The sequence below is a fragment of the Paraburkholderia sp. RL17-347-BIC-D genome (genome assembly GCF_046027915.1).
GTDB lineage: Bacteria > Pseudomonadota > Gammaproteobacteria > Burkholderiales > Burkholderiaceae > Paraburkholderia.
This window is the reverse complement of the sequence record NZ_JARESS010000067.1, coordinates 17,555-38,027: the sequence shown is the minus strand read 5'-3', so window position 1 is coordinate 38,027 and position 20,473 is coordinate 17,555. Positions and strand designations below refer to the sequence as shown.

Genomic DNA, 20,473 nt, shown 5'->3' with positions numbered 1-20,473 from the left:
CGCCAATCAGGGCATGGTCATCAGTACCGAAACGCGCGCGGGCGCAACGGCCCCCGTCAAGGACACGCGATCACGGCGGGCCGCGACTACAGCCTGTCAGCGGGGCGCTCGTACCACGCTTCGGTGCGGGGCTCGATCTCGCTGTTCGCCTATCAGGACGGCATGAAGTTTTACGCGGCCAGAGGCAAGATCGAGTTGCAGGCGCAGGGCGACGGGATGGCGTTGGCGGCGCTGAAGGACCTCACTATCAGCAGCACGGACGGGAAAGTCATCATCACGGCGTCAAAGGAAGTGTGGATCGGCGCGGGCGGTTCATATATCCAGATCAACGGCAGCGGGATTATTAACGGGTCGCCGGGACCGATCCTGGAGAGGACGCCTTCATGGGACGTACCCACTGCCTCGTCCATGCGCATGCCGTTGCCAGTCATGCCCATCACGCCGCTGGCGCAGAACCCTGCCGAGCTTTACACGCAGAAGTTTGATGTGAGCACGGTTGCTGAAAACTTCGGCGACGGGCAGACAGTCGCCGACCAGCCGTATCGCATCTATCTGCCAGATGGCACCCTCAGACAGCAGGGGATGCTGACCGATGGTGCGACGCTGACCGTCAGCACGGCGGAGCCAGCGAAGGTCCGCTGCGAGATCGGGGCGGGTAACTGGAGCGTGGTCGAAGATGCCTACGATCACCACGAACTGGAAAATGACGCTGGGCAGGCCTGAAGCGAGCCTGCTCATTAAAGTGACTTGTAAAAGGTAACAGATGCCTCATCGACATCATACGCATCAACCCGCGACCCCAAAGGCTCCGCCATCGCCCTATGTGGAAGTGACCTTCGTATTCAGGGATACCCTGCAGAAACCGATTGAAGGGTTGTCCGTGCAGATCAGGGCGGGCACGGGTGCGCCGCAAGCGCCTGCATGGAAACTTGGACCAGACAGCGATGATCCGCCTGCGATAGCTCCGGCGCCGACACTGGGGGTGGCGTCGGCCGCCGGTGAGAGTCCGACTATGCCGATGGTTAATAACAAGGCCGACCCGGTAGCGACAGACAAGGACGGCTACGCCCTGACGATCCAGAACGCCGCGCGCAATCAGCCGATTGATGTGCTGGTGAAGAACCAGCGCGGCGAGTACATATGGAAGGCGACCGTGACCCCGAGCAAGGACATCAGCGCCTTCACCGTTGTCAGTCCTGAGTACCACCTGGAAGCGACGACGAAACTGACACCAAAAGAGGAACTGGAGCAGAACCTCAACCTTCCAGTTGTGAAAGAGGGTGAGGTCATGACCGTCGAACGCCTGGTTCATGAGTTTGGACCGTACATTGGATGGTCGCAGAAGGTCACTGAACAGGACAAGGTAAAAAAGGATTTTCCGACACGCAAGAAGGACGTAACTGAGGATGAGAAAACTCATAAAAAGAAGACAAAAATCACAATCGAGCACCACCTAAAGGTGGTGGACAATGGCAAGCCGCAAACAGTTGCATTTAATTTGCTTGGTTCCAGGTTGAATTTCCCGAAATCAATGTGGTTCACGGATGAGCACTTCGTTTATCTGGCAAATTCGCTTGGCTGTGAGGCTGCGGCTATTAAGGCGCTCTCGAAGCAGGAGGTTGTTGGTAAGGGGAAATGGGAGCCGGATCATGGTTTTGATAAAAATGGTTTGCCAAAAATTCTATATGAGCGGCATAAATTCTACGCCTATACGATGCCCGGGGAGAGTAAAAATAGAAAAAATAAACCAGTAAATCCATATGCAAATAAATATCCGGACATCTGCAGTCCTGCATCAGGTGGATTTGGAAAGGACGGATTGCACCAGTATGAAAGATTCTGTCGCGCTGCAAGCCTGGATATGGAGGCCGCCGCTAAGTCGACTTCGTGGGGCGCGTTTCAGATACTTGGTGAGGCTTTCGACGGGTGTGGGTTTTCTTCCGCCGTGGATTTCGCAAGCGAACACATGAAAGGGATAGACGAGCAGGTTAAGGTATTTGAGGCGTTCATGAAGAACGTGAAACCGCAAGCTGTTAAGGCTTTAAAGGATAAGAGGTGGGAGGATGTCGCAACTTATTACAACGGCGGTGGCTGGCGTAAAAAAAATCCGGACTATGCAAAAAATCTGGAGGATTTCTATACAACATTTAAATGAATTAACTCGGGTGGCTGCAGTCATTTTGTCGTTTTCAGGCGCGGCTAACGCTGCTGAATTGTTGATTTTCGATTCGCCAAATATGATTATGCTAAATGAGCGCGACGGAGTTATTGGTTACTATGGGTCGGTCGAAGGTGACAAGAATTGTGAATTTTTCTTCTACCAGGCTAGAGAGTCTTCATTCAAAGAGGGGGAGTATTCTGGACGTGATATAAGTTCCTTTTCCTTCGCCTTTCCCCCTAAATCATATCGATATAAGGATCGAGATGGGCGCTTTGATTCGGCTGGGGCGGTATATAGCCTGCAAGACCAGCGGATAGTTCGTATTGACAATCCCGCGCCTGGATGCGTCGGTTGGGCGGTTGGTTCATTTGGGAAGAGACCAGGTGACAAGTATGTCGTTCGCTATACCATTGAGAAGAAAACTGAAGCAATTGGTATTCGTGCACTTTCAAAAAAATCAACTTTCTATAAAAAAATCGGCTTACGCTTTGATAGCACGCGCGCGTACCTGGTGGAGGGAGATGTAGTAGTCGTTCTCGCGACATCGAGCACTTATTCCTACGTACGCTATGCGAATCCTGATTTGACCTCAGGAGGACGAGTCACAACAGGCTGGGTCCGCTCTGCCGATCTCGTAAACCCATTCCCATCAGCGGGCAAGTAATGATCGCTCTAATCCGACTCGGTGACACCACCGACCACGGCGGCGAAGTCATCACCGCCTTCGCAAACCATGCGCTACGCCGGACGGCGCGTGGCCCGCGTGGGCGATCTCGTGAAGTGCCCGCTGCATCCCGAAGTCCAGCCTAATATGATCCTCGAAGGCGACAGGAAAATCACGGATCGCGGCACGCCCGTCGCGCGGCAGGGGCATCACGCCACGTGCGGGTGCAGCCTGATTTCGAGTCTTGTCTGATGCCTTGCCTCGATGCTGGAGAGTCGTTGCCAGAAATGGAAATCACAGGGTGTGGTTCATGACCTTGAGTTTCCTGCTCGGACATGAGCGCCGGTGCCTTCATCGTGGATGGGCTCGACCGGTAGCGGGAAATGCAAACGGAAAAAACTCTTGTATTGGGTCTTCTCCGCTTAAATAGCCAAGCAGTCCTGCCGCGTTGCCCTACGCACTCCTCCCCCTCAACGCCCAATTGAACACCCGCCGCGTATCCAAAACCGGCTGCATCAACCGATCGAACAACTGCGCAACCGCGCCATCCAATTGCGCAAGTGCCGATGCCTGGTTCACGTCGAAATCAACGGCAGGCATCACCGGCACATGCTCATCTGACCGACCACGCGCAGCACCCGCCGCCGCGTCGCCATAACGCGCAATCAACGAATCAAGCCGCGCCACGATCGACGCGACATGAGCCGCACCTACTTCCGCCGCATTCAGCGCCATCTCATCCTCCAACCCACCGCGTCGTGCAGACCCACTCAACACGCGCGCCCAATGCAGGCAACACAGCAACGAACCAGTCGCCAACTCGACATCCGGATTCCACACCACCACCCGCTGCGTCTGCAGGGGCCGCAGCGCGATCCGCAGATCGTGCCAACCGCGATCGAGCTTGCGCACCGCGGCAACCGCGTCACCCGCGCGCGCACCCGACCCAGCCAAGCGCACCACCTCCCGCAACGCGCCCAACACCGCGCCTAGTCTCGCCTCGACGTGCCGCGTCGCTGCAAGCGGCATCATCAGAATCGCGACGGCGAACGACACGAGACAACCCACCAGCACTTCTTCGATCCGCAACTCGACCAGCGGCCCCATCGCGAACCCCAGTTCGCCATAGACCAACCCGACGAGCACGGTGATGAAAAACACCCCCGGCGCATACGCGCTCAGGATGTAGTAAGCCCAGCCGAACACGCACAGCACCATCGCCGCCACGAGCAACACCGGCGAGTCGTGCAGCGGCGCGACCAGCAACACGCTGACGAGCGCGCCGGCCAACGTCCCCACGAGGCGCTGCGCCCCGCGATACACCGTATCCGCTCGCGACCGCGTGCCGAGAAACACGACGAACGTCGTGATGACCGCCCAGAACCAACGCTCTGGCGAAAGCGAGTGGCCGATCAGCATCGCGAGCAATGCAGCTGTCGTGGCGCGCGTGGCGGGAAGCCAGCAGAGCTTGCTACGCAAGTCGGCAAAGCGCTGCGCCGCAGTCCGCGTAACCGCACCGCTCGCCGGTGCAGACGAAGCGCGTCGCGTGTCGCCTCGATGCGCAATCTCCCTGAGCTGCGCAATCGCGTGACGCAATACATCGGCACTCGCCTTGACGCCGCCATCCGCGGGTCCTGATGCAAACGCATGCTGCCCCGCCGCCACTTCCACTTCGACGATCCGTTCACGAATCGTTTCAGCATCCGACGGATTCAGCAGCGCCAACTGTTCTTCGAGTGAGAGTGCGGCTTCGTTCAACGCGGAGAGATGCGCGGCGGCAGCCGGAGCGTGAAGCACACGCGACGCGCGCAGCGTCACCGTATGAACGGCGAGTCGAAAGCTCGCCGCCGTCCGCATCGGCACGATCACGCGGCCTACCAGCGCAACCATCAACGGGCCGAACGCGGACAGCACGAGCGACTGCGCGAGATGCGTCGTCGAAGGATGCAGATACAGGCCGAGGTAAAAGCACACCACGCCCAGCATCGCGCAACCCAATGCACGCGACCCGCACGCCTGGCACAGCATGCCGGCGAACATCACGACGAGGAAGCCCGCATCGCCGGCTAGCGGATAACGGCACAGTACGCTCGCCGTAGCGAAGCACACGCCAGCGCAGAGATACAGGTAGAAGAGCGTGCTGAACCAGGCGGTCCGCCGCGTCTCGCGCACGAACAGCGGCGCGACCATCGCAAACAGAATGCCGGGCGCGGCGAGCGTGATGGGCTGATCCCGGAAGACGGTCCACGCGATGCTGACTACGCCGGTGAGCAGGCAGGCAAGCGCAACGCGCAGCGCGGTATGGAGACGCACGAGTCCCGGATCCGCAACTAGCAGGCGGTCGGCGACGCGCGAAAACGCGGCAGCAATCATGATCGATGATATCTGGGCTAAATGGCCGCCACCGGCTTTTGGCCGATTGCGACAGGGCGGGCACGTGGGCCCGCCACCTTCGTATCGTCGAACTGGGCCGGCATGCCGGGATCACCGGCTGAAAGCCCCATCCGACGACGGGCGATAACACGCGAACAGACACGCCGAATGCGCTGCAAAGGGTGGCGCAGCGCATCCAGCGGGTTCGGGTTTTCCCGGATGATACCGGGTCAAAATTGCGATTGTCGAATTTTTGCCGCAGCGCAGCAGCAGGCGGCGCAGTAGCGCACGTCAAGCCGAGCTAAGTCAAACCTCAGGCCGCGTCGTGGAAAATCACGCCGAGCGTGTGCCGTTGGCCGGAGCGCAAGCGGCTCACACCATGCCGCAGATTCACGCGGTAGGGACCGCGCGTCCCCTGAACCGGCCGATGATGGACCGCGAACACCACCGCATCGCCCTTGCCGAGCGGCACCACTTCCGTACGCGATTGCATGCGCGGACGTTGCTCGGTCATCACGAATTCGCCGCCGGTGAAATCCGCGCCGGGCTCGGACAATAGAATCGCGACCTGCAGCGGGAACACGTGTTCGCCGTAGAGATCCTGATGCAGGCAGTTGTAGTCGTCGGTGGCGTATTGAAGCATCAACGGCGTGGGGCGCGTCTGCCCGGCCGCGTGACAGCGCTCGATAAACTCCGCGTGCGCTGCGGGATAGCGGACATCGATACCCATCACCTCATTCCAGCGATTCGCCACCGGCGCGAGACGCGGATAAAGCGCGGTGCGCAAATCGCCGATCAACGACGGCAGCGGATACGCAAAGTACTTGTACTCGCCGCGGCCGAAACCGTGCCGCGCCATCACGACACGACTACGAAACAGCGCATCGCGCGGATAGAGCGCGGTCAGCGCGTCGCATTCCTCTGAGCTGAACAGATTGCGCAACATCGCGCAGCCATACGCGTTCAAGCCTTCTTCGACATCGAACCAGGTGATCGCGCCGACACGCTGCGCAAGCGAGCGGTGCGCTGGTGCCTCAGCGCCTTTCACGTCCGGCTTCCGTCCCGCACCGGGTTTCCAATCCAAATCCAATGCCAGCGAGTGGGACTGCGTACCCTTCGCAACCGTGTCCATAAGCCATCTCCATAAAGCAATCACCAGAACGATGATTGAGTGTAAGCACGCGCGCCATGCCGCGCACTCCGACTCTTGCTTTTCAATTCCGTGCTGTTCACGGCCGGCGCCTCGGCAACGAGCGCATCATGTTCAGAGCGATCCGGCGGCAGCGCCCGCCACACGGCGGCCCCGCGAGCCTTAAGCAAATCCAAACGCCCGCTTCGAAAATGCAAACTTCGCGGGATGTGCCGCGTCGTTCATAGTAGTACCCTATTAAACCCAATGCGCGTATCCGGAGACTGTGCCCATGTCTGCTTCCCCGCAGAAACTCGACGACTGGCTTGACAAGGAGGAGGTCGCCAAAGACGACATCACTTCCTTTCCCCTGAAGGCGATGGCCGCCACGCTCGATCGCGAGGAAAACGGCGACAGCGTGCCGCCGCTTTGGCACTGGCTGTACTTTCTGCCGGTTGCGCCGATGTCCGAAGTCGGCCCGGACGGCCATCCGAAGCGCGGCGGTTTTCTGCCGCCCGTGCCGCTTCCGCGTCGCATGTGGGCCGGCGGCCGGTTGACCTTTCACGCGCCGCTCAAGGTGGGCGAGCATGCCACGCGCACTTCGACGATCGCCAATATCGAAGACAAGACCGGCCGGTCCGGCCGTCTCGTGTTCGTCACGGTGCAGCACACCATCGAAGCAGGTGGCGAACTGAAGCTCGAAGAAGAGCACGACATCGTCTATCGCGACGCGCCGCAGGAAGGCGCGCGGCCCCCGCAGCCGCAACTCGCGCCGGAAGGCGAAACCTGGCGCCGCACGATCGACGCCGACGCTGTCATGCTGTTCCGCTACTCGGCGCTGACCTTCAACGGCCACCGTATCCACTACGACTATCCTTACGTCACGGAAGTCGAAGGCTATCCAGGCCTGATCGTTCACGGTCCGTTGATTGCAACGCTGCTGGTCGACCTGGTGCGCCGCGAACAACCGGACGCCACGCTGCAAAGTTTCGCCTTCAAGGCAGTGCGTCCGACCTTCGCAGGCCAGCCTTTCACGGTGTGCGGCAAGCCTTCCGCGGACGGCAAGCTCATCGAGCTATGGGCCAAAGACCACGAAGGCTATTTGACCATGCGCGCCACGGCGGCCATTGCCTGAGCTTCGCCTGACCTACAAGAGATTCGATTAATGCAAACCACGCAGCAGGATTCCTTCCAGGACATTCGCGAAGCCGTACGCGATCTGTGCCAGCAATTTTCCGGCGAGTATTTCCGCAAGATCGACGAAGCACGCGGTTATCCGGAAGCATTCGTCGACGCGCTCACCAAAGCCGGCTGGCTGGCCGCGCTGATTCCGCAGGACTTTGGCGGCTCGGGGCTGGGGCTGACGGAAGCGTCGGTCATTATGGAGGAAATCAATCGCGCCGGCGGCAACTCGGGCGCCTGCCACGGCCAGATGTACAACATGGGCACGCTGCTGCGCCATGGTTCCGAAGAGCAGAAGCAAAAGTATCTGCCGAAGATCGCGTGCGGCGACTTGCGTCTGCAATCCATGGGCGTGACGGAGCCGTCCACCGGCACGGACACCACGAAGATCAAGACCACCGCCGAGCGACGCGGCGACCGCTATGTGATCAACGGCCAGAAGGTGTGGATCTCGCGCGTGCAGCATTCGGACCTGATGATTCTGCTCGCGCGTACCACGCCGCTGTCGGATGTGAAGAAGAAATCGGAAGGCATGTCGATTTTTATCGTCGATCTGCGTGAAGCGATCGGACACGGCATGACGGTGCAGCCGATTCTGAACATGGTCAATCACGAGACCAACGAACTGTTCTTCGATAACCTTGAAATCCCCGCCGAGAATCTGATCGGCGAAGAAGGGCAGGGCTTCAAGTACATCCTCGACGGCCTGAATGCGGAGCGCACGCTGATTGCCGCCGAATGTATCGGCGACGGCTACTGGTTCGTCGACAAGGTCACCGAATACGCGAAAGAGCGCATCGTGTTCGGCCGTCCGATCGGCCAGAACCAGGGCGTGCAGTTTCCGATCGCGCGCTCGTTCATCAATGTCGAGGCGGCCAGCCTGATGCGCTTCGAGGCGGCGCGCCGTTTCGACGCGCATGAACCGTGTGGCGCCCAGGCGAACATGGCAAAGCTGCTCGCCGCCGATGCTTCGTGGGAAGCGGCCAACGCGTGTCTGCAATTTCACGGCGGCTTCGGCTTTGCGTGCGAGTACGACGTCGAGCGCAAATTCCGCGAAACGCGTCTTTACCAGGTCGCGCCGATTTCCACCAACCTGATTCTTTCGTACGTGGCCGAGCATATTCTCGGGCTGCCGCGTTCATTCTGACTTTCGGGCGCAAACACCATGAGACCACTCGACGGAATCAAAGTCGTCACGCTCGAACATGCGATCGCCGCGCCGTTCTGTACGCGCCAACTGGCGGATCTCGGCGCGCGGGTGATCAAGATCGAGCGACCCGGCGTCGGCGACTTTGCGCGCGGCTACGACGAGCGCGTGCATGGACTGTCGTCGCATTTCGTCTGGACCAATCGTTCGAAGGAAAGTCTTGCGCTCGATCTGAAGCAGCCCGCCGCGACGGAGATTCTCGACGCTTTGGTCGCCGACGCGGACGTGCTGGTGCAGAATCTCGCGCCCGGCGCCGCGGACCGGCTCGGTCTCGGTTACGACACGCTGAGCACGAAGTATCCGAAGCTGATCGTCTGCGATATTTCCGGCTATGGTTCCGACGGCCCGTACCGCGACAAGAAAGCCTACGACCTGCTGATCCAGAGCGAATCCGGTTTTCTGTCGATCACCGGGTCGCCGGGCGAGCCGGCCAAAGCGGGATGCTCGATTGCCGATATCGCGGCGGGCATGTACGCGTATTCGAACATTCTGAGCGCGCTGCTCTTGCGCGGTCGCACGGGACGCGGTTGCCGCATCGACGTGTCGATGCTGGAAAGCATGGTCGAGTGGATGGGTTATCCGCTCTATTACGCAATCGACGGTCAACCGCCGCCCGCGCTCTCCGGTGCGGCGCACGCCACGATCTATCCGTACGGACCGTTCCCCGCCGGCGACGGCAAGACGGTGATGCTCGGTCTGCAAAACGAACGCGAATGGAAGCTCTTCTGCGAGCGCGTGCTGGTGCAGCCGGAACTCGCCACGGACGAGCGCTTCAACTCGAACTCGAAACGCACGTCCGCGCGTGACGCCTTGCGCGAGGTGATCGTCGCGGCCTTTGCGAAACTGAGCGTGGCGCAGGTCATCGAACGGCTCGATGACGCCGGCATCGCCAACGCGCAGATGAACACGCTCGGCGACGTATGGGCGCATCCGCAGTTGAAGGCGCGCGAGCGCTGGCATGAAGTCGGCACGGCGGCGGGCGTGGTGCCCGCCTTGTTGCCGCCAGGTTTGCCGGCGGACTTCGAGCCGCGCATGGACCCGGTTCCCGCGCTCGGCGAGCATACCGACGCGATCCTGCGCGAACTCGGTTACGACAGCGCGCGTATCGACGCGCTGCGAGCCGCCGGCACGATCTGAATGTCTGCTGTGCCGGCGCGCGAACGATGCCACGCCGGCGACCTGAACGAATACGACGCGACCTCATCATGAACGACCATCCCAGTCTGACGCTTGCCACCTTCGCCGCTCAACTCGACTTCGACAGCATCCCGCACGCAGTGGTCGAGCGCACCGTCAACCTCTACGTCGACTGGCTCGGTTCGGCGTTGGCCGGCAAAGGCGCGCGGCCGGTCGAGACGATCGCGCGGTTCGCCCGCCAGGCCGGCGGCGCGTCGAACGACGGCACGAGCGAAGTGTTGATCGACCGCAGCCGCACCACGCCGTATTTCGCGGCGATGATCAACGGCGCGGCGTCGCACTTCGCCGAACAGGACGACGTGCACAACGGCTCGGTGTTTCATCCCGCGACGGTCGTGTTTCCGGTGGCGCTCGCGCTGGCGCAAGCGCATCGCAAGTCGGGCCGCGATTTGATCGCGGCGGCGGTCGCGGGCTACGAAGTCGGCATCCGCATCGGCGAGTTTCTGGGTCGCTCGCACTACAAGGTGTTCCATACCACCGGCACTGCCGGCACGCTGGCGGCGGCCGCCACGGCGGGACGGCTGCTCGGTTTGTCGGCGGTGCAGATGCTCGACGCGTTCGGCTCGGCGGGCACGCAGGCAAGCGGCCTGTGGGAGTTTCTGCGCGACGCCGCCGACTCGAAGCAACTGCACACGGCCATGGCCGCGGCCAACGGACTGATGGCCGCGCAACTCGCGGCCGACGGCTTCAAGGGCGCGACGCGCATTCTCGAAGGCGCGCAAGGCATGGCGGCGGGCATGTCGAGCGACGCGGATCCGGCGCGCCTCGTCGACCGCCTGGGCAGCCGGTGGGCGACGGCGGAGACATCGTTTAAATATCACGCGGCGTGCCGTCATACACATCCCGCCGCCGACGCGTTGCTCGCCGTGGTGCAGGAACACCGTCTCGCACCGCGTGATATCGCGAAGGTCGTGGCGCACGTCCATCAAGGCGCGATCGACGTGCTCGGCGCGGTCGTCACGCCGCGCACGGTGCACCAGGCGAAGTTCAACATGGGCACGGTGCTGGGACTCGTCGCGCATCACGGTTATGCGGGCGTGACCGAATTCGAGCAGGGTTTCGACGCGGACGCGATCGCCGCCTTCCGCGACAACGTCGAGATGGCCTTCGACGCCGAAGTCGATGCCGCCTATCCCGCGCGCTGGATCGGCAAGGTGACGGTCACGACCACTGACGGCCGCACGTTCACGGGCCGCGTCGACGAACCGAAAGGCGACCCAGGCAATACGCTGTCACGCGATGAGATCGCCACCAAACTACATCGACTGGCGGCGTTTGCGGGCGCGGCCACCGAAGGCGAGGCCGCGCGATTGCTCGGCAACGCGTGGCAAATCGCGGGGCAAACGCAGGTCGGGTCGGTCTTCGAAGCAGAGTCCAACGCGACGGTGGCCGCATGAGCGTCGCGCTGCCGCGTTCCTATCTGTTCGTGCCGGGCAATCGCCCTGAGCGCTTCGAAAAAGCGCACGTGGCCGGCGCGGACGCGGTGATTCTCGATCTCGAAGATGCCGTGCAGCCCGATGAAAAGCCGGCGGCGCGCGCGGCAGTGCTGGCCGCTGTATCGGGCGATGCATCGCGGCCTGCATGGGTGCGCATCAACGGCTCGGACACGTCGTGGTTCGACGAGGATGTCGCCGCGCTCGCCGGGCAACCGGGGGTCGCCGGGATCGTGTTGCCTAAAGCGGAGACGCGTGAACAGATCGACGTAGTGCTGGCGACGGCGCATTCCACACTGAGCGTGTTGCCGATCGTCGAAACGGCGCGCGGATTTGCGAGCCTCGCGGTGTTGTGCGCCGCGCCGCGCGTGCAGCGCATCGTGTTCGGTACACTGGATTTTCAGATCGATCTCGGTATCGACGGCGACGGCGAGGAACTGCATCTGTTCCGCTCGCAGATCGTGCTGGCCTCGCGGCTTGCCGGGATCGGCGCGCCGGTGGACGGCGTATCGACCACCATCAGCGACGCCGACAGTATCGAAGCCGACGCTCGCCGCGGGCGCCGCTTCGGCTTCGGCGGCAAGCTGTGCATTCATCCGAAGCAGATCGATGCGGTGCATCGCGCCTATGCGTGGAGCGAAGCGGACAAGGCATGGGCGCAACGTGTGCTGGCCGCGGTGGAAACAAGTCACGGCGCGGCGGTGGCGGTGGACGGCAAGATGGTCGATATGCCGGTGATTCTGAAGGCGCGAAGGATCCTGGCGGGCGCATAGGCCGAGGCCAGCGAATCGCCGATGCATAGGCGCGGCCTGGCCATTAACCGCGACGAAACATCGGCTTCCAATAATGCCAATTCCCTGAAGAAGCGGCGTGACGCAATCTTGACGTCACGCGGAGGGGCGCACTCGCGCCGCGTTACCCAAGACCATGCATAGAGCCGTCGCCATATAAAGACAGCCATGCATAACTGTTTTGCGTGCGCGGTCCAGCCGCGCACGGACCACGAGGAGACACAATTTGGCAACCGTCAATTCCGGCGCGCGGCTCGACCGCCTGCCTATCACCCGTTTCCACTGGAATATTCTCGGCCTGATCGGCGCGGGCGCTTTCCTCGACGCATTCGATATCTATCTGGCCAACGGCGCGTTAGCCGCGATGGTCAAGAGCGGCTTCACCGATCTAAGTCTCGGTTCGTTTTTCATCTCGGCGACCTTCATGGGCATGATGATCGGCGCCGGTCTGTCCGGTTATCTCGGCGACCGGTTCGGCCGGCGTTATTCGTATCAGGCGAACCTGGCGATTTTCGGCCTCGCGTCGATTGCCGCATGTTTTGCGCCGAATATCTACTGGCTGATTCTGCTGCGTTTCATCATGGGCGTGGGGCTCGGCGCGGAGCTGGTGGTGGCGGCCGGGACGTTGTGCGAATTCGTGCCGCCGGCCACGCGCGGACGCTGGACTTCGCTGCTCGCGTTGATCATCAATTCCGGCCTGCTCGGCGCGACGGCGATCGGCTATTGGGTGATCCCGCATCTGGGCTGGCGCTACATGTTTGCGATTGCCGGGATCGGTGCGCTCGTCGTGTGGTTTCTGCGGCATCGGATGCCGGAATCGCCGCGCTGGCTGGAGACGGTCGGACGGCTCGACGAGGCCGAGGCGACGGTGTCGGCGATCGAGCGGCAAGTCGAAGCGCGTGTCGGCAAGTTGCCGCCGGTGGCGCGCGTGATGAGTCATGAGGTGCCAGCCGCGCCGTTCTCGGCGCTGTTCGCGCGCGGCATGATCGGCCGCACGCTGGTGGCGGCGCTGACCTGCATGGCGATCAACATGTCGCTGTATGGGTTCGTCGCGTGGTTGCCGACGTTCTTCGTCAAGGAAGGGCTGACGATCGTGCAGTCGCTGGGATTCGTGCTGTTGATGTCGTTCGGCGCGCCGGCCGGCGCGGTGGTCGGGTATCTGGTCACGGATCGGATTGGCCGGCGCAACGGCATCGTGCTGTTCTCGCTCGTGACGATCGCGCTCGGCTTCGTGTACGTGCAGATGCGGACGCCGGCGGCGATTTCCGTGGTTGGGTTCGCGCTGGTGACGGCGATCTATACGGTCTGCACGCTGGGACTGTTCGGCTACATCCCGGAGTTGTTTCCGACTGCGCATCGGCTGCGGGGAACGGGTGTCGCCGGCACATGCGGACGCGCCGCGTCCATGTCCACGCCTTATGTGGCGCTGTTGTTGTACACGCACTTCGGCGTGACCGGCGTGCTGACTATGGTCGGCGGGGTGCTGCTGTTGCTGAGCGTGGCGATCCTCGCGCTGCGGATCGAGACGAGTCAGCAGACGCTCGAGGACATCTCGCCCGATGCCGATCTGACGCCAGCGGGAGAGTTGTTCGAGAAGTCGGTATAGGCGATTGAGCGCATGAGCGCGGTCCGTCGATTCGCTCTTTCAGACGCGATCGCGCTCCAAAGGAACCGCACCTCGATGCCGCACCACTGCGCTCGCGGACCAGCGCGTGCCCCGCTTTTGTGCGCGCTTCTGGCTGGCGCGTGTATCGACGACGCTTGCGCCGCGGACGTAAAGCGTTCAGCAGACGGCCGGTGCCGCCGCATCGCTTTCGCATTCGGCCAGCAACGAAAGCAGCTTGTCCAGTGCGAACGGTTTCCTGAGAAAGCCTTTGACGGGTAAGGCAGGCGCTTCGCCGCTGCCGCTCGTCAGAATGACGGGTACGGACGCCAGTTCACTGCGGGCCTGCATCGATTCGATCAGTTCGGCGCCGTCCATGTTGGGCATACGCCAGTCACACACCACGGCGCTCACGCGCGTGCGTTGCAGTCGTTCAAAAGCTTCGGCGCCGTCCGCCGCCGTGGCGACCGTGTAACCGCGGCCGACCAGCACGGCGCGCAGCGCGGACAATGCCTCGGGTTGGTCGTCGACCAGTAATACGCGACTCATATTGCTTATGCCTGAAATATTCGGTTGGACTGGGCCTCGGGTATTCGTGGCGCCGGCCGTGACAGGGACGTGGGCTAAATTGCCATGGGTTGTCGTACTGTCGAGCCGCAAGTTAAAGCAAGTGCTATGCCTGACACTGTGTGGCGGCGCGTAAACGCGTCTTGCGGGGCGTCAGATGCGCCGCCCAGAATCCGTGCAACGCAGCGCGGAGGGGGCGGGAGAGCGCATTGCAGGGAATCGATAAGTTCGCGCGCGCCGATCCGGGCATGAAGGTCGGAGCGCGAGCGGTAAGCGGTTCAACGCTTACCTGTATCGCTGCGTCTAATGCATGAAGTTGCGGGCGAGACCGGCGGCTCTGCCGAAACGGTTTAGCGCTTCCTTCACGCCCGGTTAAGATTGGCCTTTGTCTTGCGAGCGCCCAGCGGCGCTTCAACCCAGGCCTTCATCATGCATTTCGATTTCGTGGACTTGCGCTTGCTCCTCAATATCGCCGACACGCAGAACCTGGCGCGCGCGGCGGAGCGCTCGCATCTGTCGGCGCCCGCGGCAAGCAACCGGGTCAAGAATCTCGAGGAACAACTGGGTTTCAAGCTGCTCTATCGCACCAGCCAGGGCGTGACGCTGACGCCCGCGGGCGAAGCCTTCGTGCATCACGCGCGGCTCGTGCTCGAACGGGTCGAGCATCTGGCCGGCGACATGCAGGAGTACGGCGAAGGCATCAAGGGACACGTGCGCATCTGGGCCAACACCACCGCGATCAGCGAGTTCATGCCGGCCGTGCTGAGTCATTTTTTGCGCGATCATCCGGACGTCAACATCGATCTGCGCGAAGTGTTGAGCGGCGAAATCGTCAAAGGCGTGGCGGACAGCGCGACGGATATCGGCATCGTCGCGGGCAATGTGCATGCGGAGCATCTGGAAATGCTGCCGTATCGCGACGACCGGCTGGTGCTGGTCACGTCACGCGATCATCCTTTGGCACGTCTGGCGTCGGTCGACTTTGCGCAAGTGCTCACGGCCAATTTCGTGAGCTTGCCGACGTCGAGCGCGATTCACGCGTTCATCACCAGTGCCGCCGATGCGCTTGGCGCGCGGCTGAAACTGCGCATTCAGGTCGGCAATTTCGAAGCCGCTTGCCGGATGATCGAAGCGGGCGTGGGCATCGGCATCGTGCCGGAATCGGTCGCGCTGCGGCACAAAAAGACGATGCAGATCGCCACGGTCGGACTGAACGACCCGTGGGCGGAGCGCAAGCTCAAGATCTGCGTGCGCAGCCTCAAGGACCTGCCGCCGTTCGCGCGTGTGCTCGTCGACAGGCTGATGGCGGGCATTTGAGGCCGGCGTCCGTTGACGTTCACTCCTGCGCGTTGTCGGCCCGGTTGCGCCAAGGCGCCGCCAGCGCGGCCCGTGCGAACGCGTCGAAGTCAGAGGCCTCGTATTTCCAATAAGAAACGAGCGCGGCAGGGCTGGCGTGCTGGCGCGCGGTTCGTGCCGGCGCCGGCAACGTACGGCGCGTTGGGCTCGACGTGCTAGCCAGTCCATGCAGAGCAAGCCTTCCCGAGCGTTCCACCGGCCGGCTCCGGGCAAATACCCTTGCCGCCGCAAAAACCCGCGTGTATAGTTTCCGAACTTACTCTTGTTTCGCATCGGAAATTAAAGGGATTCTCATGGACGCTTCCACCATCCTCGCCGACCTCGGCATCGCCCACGCGGCGCAAGCCGGCGACATCGCGGTTCACTCGCCCATCACCGGTGACCTCATTGGCCGCGTGGCCAGCAATACGGTGGCGGAAGTCGACACGGCCCTCGCCCGGGCGAAAGAGGCGTACACCGCCTGGCGCAACGTCCCCGCGCCGCGGCGCGGCGAACTGGTGCGTTTGCTCGGCAATCGTCTGCGCGAGAAAAAGCAGGCGCTCGGCAGCATCATCACGCTCGAGACCGGCAAGATTCTTCAGGAAGGCTTGGGCGAAGTGCAGGAAATGATCGACATCTGCGATTTCGCGGTCGGTCTGTCGCGTCAGTTGTACGGTCTGACGATCGCCTCGGAGCGTCCGGGGCATCGCATGGCGGAGACGTGGCATCCCATGGGCACCTGCGTCGTGATCTCGGCATTCAATTTTCCGGCCGCGGTGTGGTCGTGGAATGCGGCGCTCGCGCTGGTCTGCGGCAATGCGGTGATCTGGAAGCCGTCGGAAAAGACGCCGCTCACCGCGCTCGCCGTCAATCAGATTCTCAGCGAAGCGCTGCAAGAGTTCGGCGACGCGCCGGCCGGCCTCACCGCCTTGATCAACGGCGGCCGCGACGTGGGCGCGAAGCTGGTGGCCGATCCGCGCGCGTCGATCGTCAGCGCGACGGGCAGCACGGAAATGGGCCGCACGGTCGGCGTGGAAGTGGCGAAGCGCTTCGGCCGCTCGCTGCTCGAACTCGGCGGCAACAACGCGGGCATCGTCACGCAAACCGCGGATCACGAACTCGCCATGCGCGGCATTCTGTTTTCGGCAGTGGGCACGGCGGGCCAGCGTTGCACGTCGCTGCGCCGTCTGTTCGTGCATGAGAGCGTGTACGACAAAACCATCGAGCGTCTGAAGCAGTTGTACAGCAAGGTGCCGATCGGCAATCCGCTCGAAAAGGGCACACTGATGGGTCCGCTGATCGACAAGCAATCGTATGGCCGCATGCAGGAAGCACTGCAACAGGCCACGGCCGAAGGCGGCAAAGTGTTCGGCGGCGAACGCGTCGACGTGAAGGGCTATGAAAACGGCTACTACGTGCGTCCGGCGATCGTCGAAATGCCGTCGCAAACGTCGGTGGTGCTGAAGGAAACCTTCGCGCCGATTCTGTACGTGTTGCGCTACACCGATTTCGCCGACGCAGTCGAGGCGAACAACGCGGCGGTGCACGGTCTGTCGTCATGCGTGTTCACGACCGATCTGCGCGAAGCGGAGCGCTTCCTGTCCGACTCGGGCAGCGACTGCGGCATCGCGAACGTCAACATCGGACCGAGCGGCGCGGAAATCGGCGGCGCGTTCGGCGGCGAGAAGGAAACCGGCGGCGGCCGCGAGTCGGGTTCGGATGCGTGGAAGGCCTATATGCGCCGTGCCACCAACACGGTGAACTACTCGTCGGCGCTGCCGCTCGCGCAGGGTATCGACTTCAATATCGGCTGATACCGTTCGCTTGACCGGCCAAAAAGCAGCGGCGCATTCTTGCGCCGCTGCGGCTTTACACAACCTTCTTCAGCAATCCGTTTGCGCCGCCGGCGTTTGCGAGCGGCCACGCTACTCGTGGAGTAAGACGTGAGTTCCAAAGTCGTGATCGTCGGCGGTGGGGTGATCGGCAGCTCGATTGCGTATTTCTTGCGGCTGTCCGATCCGACAGTCCGCGTCACGGTGATCGAACGCGATCCGACTTATGCGCGCTCGTCGTCGGCATTGTCGGCGGCGTCGATCCGTCAGCAATTCTCCACACCGCTGTCCATTCAGATGTCGTTGTTCGGCATCGAGTTTCTGCGCTCGATCGGCGAACGGCTCGAGGTCGACGGCGCCAAGCCGTCGATCGATCTGCACGAAGGCGGCTATCTATTCCTCGCGACGCCCGCCGGCGAGACGACGCTGCGCGAGAACCACGCGCTGCAAACGAGTCTCGGCGCCGATATCAGTCTGCTCGACAGCCACGCGTTGCAAGCGCGCTTTCCCTGGCTCAACACGGAAGACCTCGTGGCTGGCGCATACGGTGAAAGTGGTGAGGGCTGGTTCGACGGCTACGGACTCGTGCAGGCGCTGCGCAAGAAGGCGCAGTCACTTGGTGCGCGCTACGTCGCCGCTGATGTCGCCGCCATCCATCGCGATGGCAAACGCGTCACGCAAGTGCAGACCGCGAACGGCGAGACCTATGCTTGCGACGTGGTGGTCAATGCCGCCGGCGCGTGGTCGCGCAAAGTCGCGCAAATGGTCGGCATCGACATCCCCGTCTACGCGCGGCGCCGCAGTATTTTCAACGTCACGTCGCCGGGGCAGCTCGAACGGTGTCCGTTGCTGATCGATCCGAGCGGCGTGTATTTCCGTCCTGAAGGCAAATCGTTTATCTGCGGCACGTCGCCGTCAGCGGATAACGACCCTGACGATCTGCCACTCGACGAGGTCGATCATGCTCTCTTCGACGACGTGATCTGGCCGACGCTCGCGCATCGTGTGCCGCAATTCGAGGCGCTGCGTGTGCAGAACTGCTGGTCCGGCTATTACGAATACAACGTGCTGGATCAGAACGCGATCATCGGCTATCACCCGGATGTCGATAATTGCATTTTCGCCAACGGTTTTAGCGGACACGGTTTGCAGCAAGGCCCGGCAACGGGGCGCGGCATCAGCGAACTGATTCTGCATGGCCGCTACACCACACTCGATCTGGATTCGTTGAGCTTCACGCGCGTGCTTGAAAACCGGCCCATCGTGGAGAAGAACGTGGTGTAGCCGCGCGCGCCGGGGTGATGCGGAAAACGCAATACGTAGTGCGTAGATATCGTTTGCCGCCCATCCTGACGACGGCCACAATCGACGCCGATCTTCCCTCTCGAAACAAGCGGCCCGTCACCATGTTCACGTTCAATCCCGCATTCGAAGCGCCGACCGGTTCGCCGATCCGCGAGCTTTTCAAGTATCTGGCGCAACCCGGCATGATCTCGTTTGCCGGCGGTTATCCCGCGAGCGATCTGTTCGATTGTGAAGGGCTTGACGCCGCTGCGGCACGCGCGTCGCAACACACCACGCTCTGCCTGCAATACGGTCCCACCGACGGCCTCCTCGTTCTCAAGGAACAACTCGCGCAGCTGATGGCGCGCCGTGGCGTGTCGTGCACGCCGCAGGAATTGCTGGTGACGACCGGTTCGCAGCAAGGCTTCGATCTGCTGCTGCGCGTGATGGTCGCGCCCGGCGACGTCGTGCTGGTCGAGCAGCCGGCTTATCCCGCGACCTTGCAAGCGCTCAAGCTGCAAGAGGCCGACGTCGTTACCATTCCCGTCGATCAGGACGGGCTCGATGTCGACGCGCTCGCCGCGCTGCTCAAGGCTGGCACACTGCGCCGCGCACCGAAGCTGTTGTACACGGTGCCCACGTTCGCCAATCCGACCGGCGCGACCCTTTCGCTTGAACGCCGCACGGCTTTGCTGAAACTGGCGGCACGTCACCGCTTTCTGATCGTCGAGGATGATCCCTACGGCGATCTGCGCTTTAGCGGCACAGCGTTGCCTTCGCTGCTCGCCCTGAGCGAGCAGGTGCCAGGTTCACGCGATTGGGTCGTGCATTTTTCCAGTCTGTCGAAGATCGTCGCGCCGGGTTTGCGTGTCGGCTGGATGCTCGCGCACGCGGAGATTCTTCGGCGCTGCGTCGTCGCCAAACAGACCGTCGATCTGTGCAGTTCGCCGTGGACCCAGGCGATCGCCGCGGAGTACCTCGCGAGCGGTGCGCTGGAGCGTCATTTGCCGCGCATCGTCGACGCCTACGCCGTGAAATGCCGCACGCTGTGCGATGCGCTCGACGCGCAACTGGCGGAACAGATCGCGTTTCATCGTCCTGCGGGCGGCATGTTCGTGTGGACGCGATTGAAGGCCGGTCAGAATGCGTCCGATTATCTGCGCGCTTGTATCGAGCGTAATGTCATGTTTGTGCCGGGCGTCGCGTTCTATAAAGACAATATCGATTCGTCGGCATTGCGCTTGTCATTTGCCGCGCCCGGTGTGGCCGATATCGAAACCGGCGTGCGGAGAATGAAGCTGGCGCTCGAGAATTTTTGACGACGGCTAAGGCAGTACTCCCGTAAAGTAGTAATCACGATGCTTGAAATAAACCCGGCGAGCACACAGCGTGCAGCCGGGTTTTTTTACGCGCGCGCTAAATTAAGCGGATTTAGCATAAAGGCTCCGAACGAGTAATGCCATGTATGCCGATGGGCCCTATGCGCAAAGCGTCGGGCCATGTGTCGCGTGTTCCTGCCTATAAGCGCCGCACTGGCTTGCGCCGGTTTAACGAACCGAATCGGCGCATCCAACAAACACGTTTCCTAATGGCTTAATCAGGCACATGTCCGATTTTTGTCAAACTCATCAAGCAAGTCCGACTGTTAAATAGGAAGCGTCGCTGGTTTCCGGTTAAAAATATCGGTTATCATCGCTGCCTTCGGAGATTGATCC

16 protein-coding genes and 1 pseudogene are annotated in these 20,473 nt (G+C 61.9%); 14 read left to right on the top strand and 3 right to left on the bottom strand.

Features of this window, described 5'->3' with window-relative positions; all coding sequences use genetic code 11:
• The 4 genes and pseudogenes from P0D96_RS42545 to P0D96_RS42530 form a co-directional block, all read left to right on the top strand.
• A partial coding sequence (locus P0D96_RS42545) for a DUF2345 domain-containing protein (RefSeq protein ID WP_408319863.1) occupies positions 1-723 on the top strand: 723 nt, incomplete at its 5' end.
• Positions 724-823: 100 nt separating this feature from the next.
• Entirely contained in the window at positions 824-2,155 is a 1,332-nt protein-coding gene (locus P0D96_RS42540; RefSeq protein WP_408319861.1) for an N-acetylmuramidase family protein, read from the top strand.
• A complete protein-coding gene (locus P0D96_RS42535; RefSeq protein ID WP_408292551.1) occupies positions 2,064-2,825 on the top strand; it encodes a hypothetical protein in 762 nt (253 codons plus the stop codon). The genes P0D96_RS42540 and P0D96_RS42535 overlap by 92 nt, the downstream gene beginning before the upstream one ends.
• Positions 2,825-3,077: pseudogene (locus tag P0D96_RS42530) on the top strand (PAAR domain-containing protein). The gene P0D96_RS42535 and the pseudogene P0D96_RS42530 overlap by 1 nt, the downstream one beginning before the upstream one ends.
• Positions 3,078-3,278: 201 nt before the next feature.
• Here P0D96_RS42530 and P0D96_RS42525 read toward each other — a convergent pair.
• Positions 3,279-5,198, bottom strand: coding sequence for an FUSC family protein (locus P0D96_RS42525; RefSeq protein ID WP_408319859.1), 1,920 nt, complete (start codon positions 5,196-5,198; stop codon positions 3,279-3,281).
• Positions 5,199-5,511: 313 nt separating this feature from the next.
• The gene (locus P0D96_RS42520; RefSeq protein ID WP_408178600.1) at positions 5,512-6,330 is read right to left on the bottom strand and encodes a 2OG-Fe(II) oxygenase; all 819 of its coding nucleotides are present in this window, start codon (positions 6,328-6,330) and stop codon (positions 5,512-5,514) included.
• Positions 6,331-6,619: 289 nt separating this feature from the next.
• Between P0D96_RS42520 and P0D96_RS42515 the strand changes: the two genes are divergently transcribed.
• The 6 genes from P0D96_RS42515 to P0D96_RS42490 all read left to right on the top strand — a co-directional run bounded on the left by P0D96_RS42515 (position 6,620) and on the right by P0D96_RS42490 (position 13,743).
• A complete protein-coding gene (locus P0D96_RS42515) occupies positions 6,620-7,462 on the top strand; it encodes an HTD2 family dehydratase (RefSeq protein WP_408178601.1) in 843 nt (280 codons plus the stop codon).
• A gap of 30 nt (positions 7,463-7,492) precedes the next feature.
• On the top strand, positions 7,493-8,656 hold the full coding sequence (locus P0D96_RS42510) for an acyl-CoA dehydrogenase family protein (RefSeq protein ID WP_408178602.1): 1,164 nt from the start codon (positions 7,493-7,495) through the stop codon (positions 8,654-8,656).
• Between the two features lie 18 nt (positions 8,657-8,674).
• A complete protein-coding gene (locus P0D96_RS42505) occupies positions 8,675-9,853 on the top strand; it encodes a CaiB/BaiF CoA transferase family protein (RefSeq protein WP_408319856.1) in 1,179 nt (392 codons plus the stop codon).
• 68 nt (positions 9,854-9,921) lie between these two features.
• Entirely contained in the window at positions 9,922-11,310 is a 1,389-nt protein-coding gene (locus P0D96_RS42500; protein WP_408319854.1) for an MmgE/PrpD family protein, read from the top strand.
• Positions 11,307-12,119: an HpcH/HpaI aldolase/citrate lyase family protein gene (locus tag P0D96_RS42495; RefSeq protein WP_408178605.1), complete on the top strand. Its 813-nt coding sequence runs from the start codon at positions 11,307-11,309 to the stop codon at positions 12,117-12,119. The genes P0D96_RS42500 and P0D96_RS42495 overlap by 4 nt, the downstream gene beginning before the upstream one ends.
• Positions 12,120-12,363: 244 nt before the next feature.
• Positions 12,364-13,743: an MFS transporter gene (locus P0D96_RS42490; protein WP_408319852.1), complete on the top strand. Its 1,380-nt coding sequence runs from the start codon at positions 12,364-12,366 to the stop codon at positions 13,741-13,743.
• Between the two features lie 177 nt (positions 13,744-13,920).
• Here P0D96_RS42490 and P0D96_RS42485 read toward each other — a convergent pair whose 3' ends face one another.
• Positions 13,921-14,289, bottom strand: a complete 369-nt coding sequence (locus P0D96_RS42485; RefSeq protein WP_132383951.1) for a response regulator — start codon at positions 14,287-14,289, stop codon at positions 13,921-13,923.
• A 447-nt stretch (positions 14,290-14,736) separates the two neighbouring features.
• Here P0D96_RS42485 and P0D96_RS42480 point away from each other — a divergent pair, with 447 nt between their 5' ends.
• The 4 genes from P0D96_RS42480 to P0D96_RS42465 all read left to right on the top strand — a co-directional run bounded on the left by P0D96_RS42480 (position 14,737) and on the right by P0D96_RS42465 (position 20,077).
• Positions 14,737-15,624, top strand: a complete 888-nt coding sequence (locus tag P0D96_RS42480) for a LysR family transcriptional regulator (RefSeq protein ID WP_408178606.1) — start codon at positions 14,737-14,739, stop codon at positions 15,622-15,624.
• 332 nt (positions 15,625-15,956) lie between these two features.
• Entirely contained in the window at positions 15,957-17,456 is a 1,500-nt protein-coding gene (amaB, locus tag P0D96_RS42475) for an L-piperidine-6-carboxylate dehydrogenase (protein WP_408319850.1), read from the top strand.
• A 129-nt stretch (positions 17,457-17,585) separates the two neighbouring features.
• The gene (locus P0D96_RS42470; RefSeq protein WP_408319848.1) at positions 17,586-18,758 is read left to right on the top strand and encodes an NAD(P)/FAD-dependent oxidoreductase; all 1,173 of its coding nucleotides are present in this window, start codon (positions 17,586-17,588) and stop codon (positions 18,756-18,758) included.
• 122 nt (positions 18,759-18,880) lie between these two features.
• On the top strand, positions 18,881-20,077 hold the full coding sequence (locus P0D96_RS42465) for an aminotransferase-like domain-containing protein (RefSeq protein ID WP_408319846.1): 1,197 nt from the start codon (positions 18,881-18,883) through the stop codon (positions 20,075-20,077).
• Positions 20,078-20,473 lie beyond the last annotated feature (396 nt).

Bases quoted from the DNA above. Each gene is read 5' to 3' on its own strand.
- amaB (WP_408319850.1), top strand. From the start codon at position 15,957: ATGGACGCTTCCACCATCCTCGCCGACCTCGGCATCGCCCACGCGGCG.
- P0D96_RS42535 (WP_408292551.1), top strand. From the start codon at position 2,064: ATGTCGCAACTTATTACAACGGCGGTGGCTGGCGTAAAAAAAATCCGG.
- P0D96_RS42465 (WP_408319846.1), top strand. From the start codon at position 18,881: ATGTTCACGTTCAATCCCGCATTCGAAGCGCCGACCGGTTCGCCGATC.
- P0D96_RS42485 (WP_132383951.1), bottom strand. From the start codon at position 14,289: ATGAGTCGCGTATTACTGGTCGACGACCAACCCGAGGCATTGTCCGCG.
- P0D96_RS42495 (WP_408178605.1), top strand. From the start codon at position 11,307: ATGAGCGTCGCGCTGCCGCGTTCCTATCTGTTCGTGCCGGGCAATCGC.
- P0D96_RS42525 (WP_408319859.1), bottom strand. From the start codon at position 5,198: ATGATTGCTGCCGCGTTTTCGCGCGTCGCCGACCGCCTGCTAGTTGCG.
- P0D96_RS42480 (WP_408178606.1), top strand. From the start codon at position 14,737: ATGCATTTCGATTTCGTGGACTTGCGCTTGCTCCTCAATATCGCCGAC.
- P0D96_RS42515 (WP_408178601.1), top strand. From the start codon at position 6,620: ATGTCTGCTTCCCCGCAGAAACTCGACGACTGGCTTGACAAGGAGGAG.
- P0D96_RS42500 (WP_408319854.1), top strand. From the start codon at position 9,922: ATGAACGACCATCCCAGTCTGACGCTTGCCACCTTCGCCGCTCAACTC.
- P0D96_RS42520 (WP_408178600.1), bottom strand. From the start codon at position 6,330: ATGGACACGGTTGCGAAGGGTACGCAGTCCCACTCGCTGGCATTGGAT.
- P0D96_RS42510 (WP_408178602.1), top strand. From the start codon at position 7,493: ATGCAAACCACGCAGCAGGATTCCTTCCAGGACATTCGCGAAGCCGTA.
- P0D96_RS42505 (WP_408319856.1), top strand. From the start codon at position 8,675: ATGAGACCACTCGACGGAATCAAAGTCGTCACGCTCGAACATGCGATC.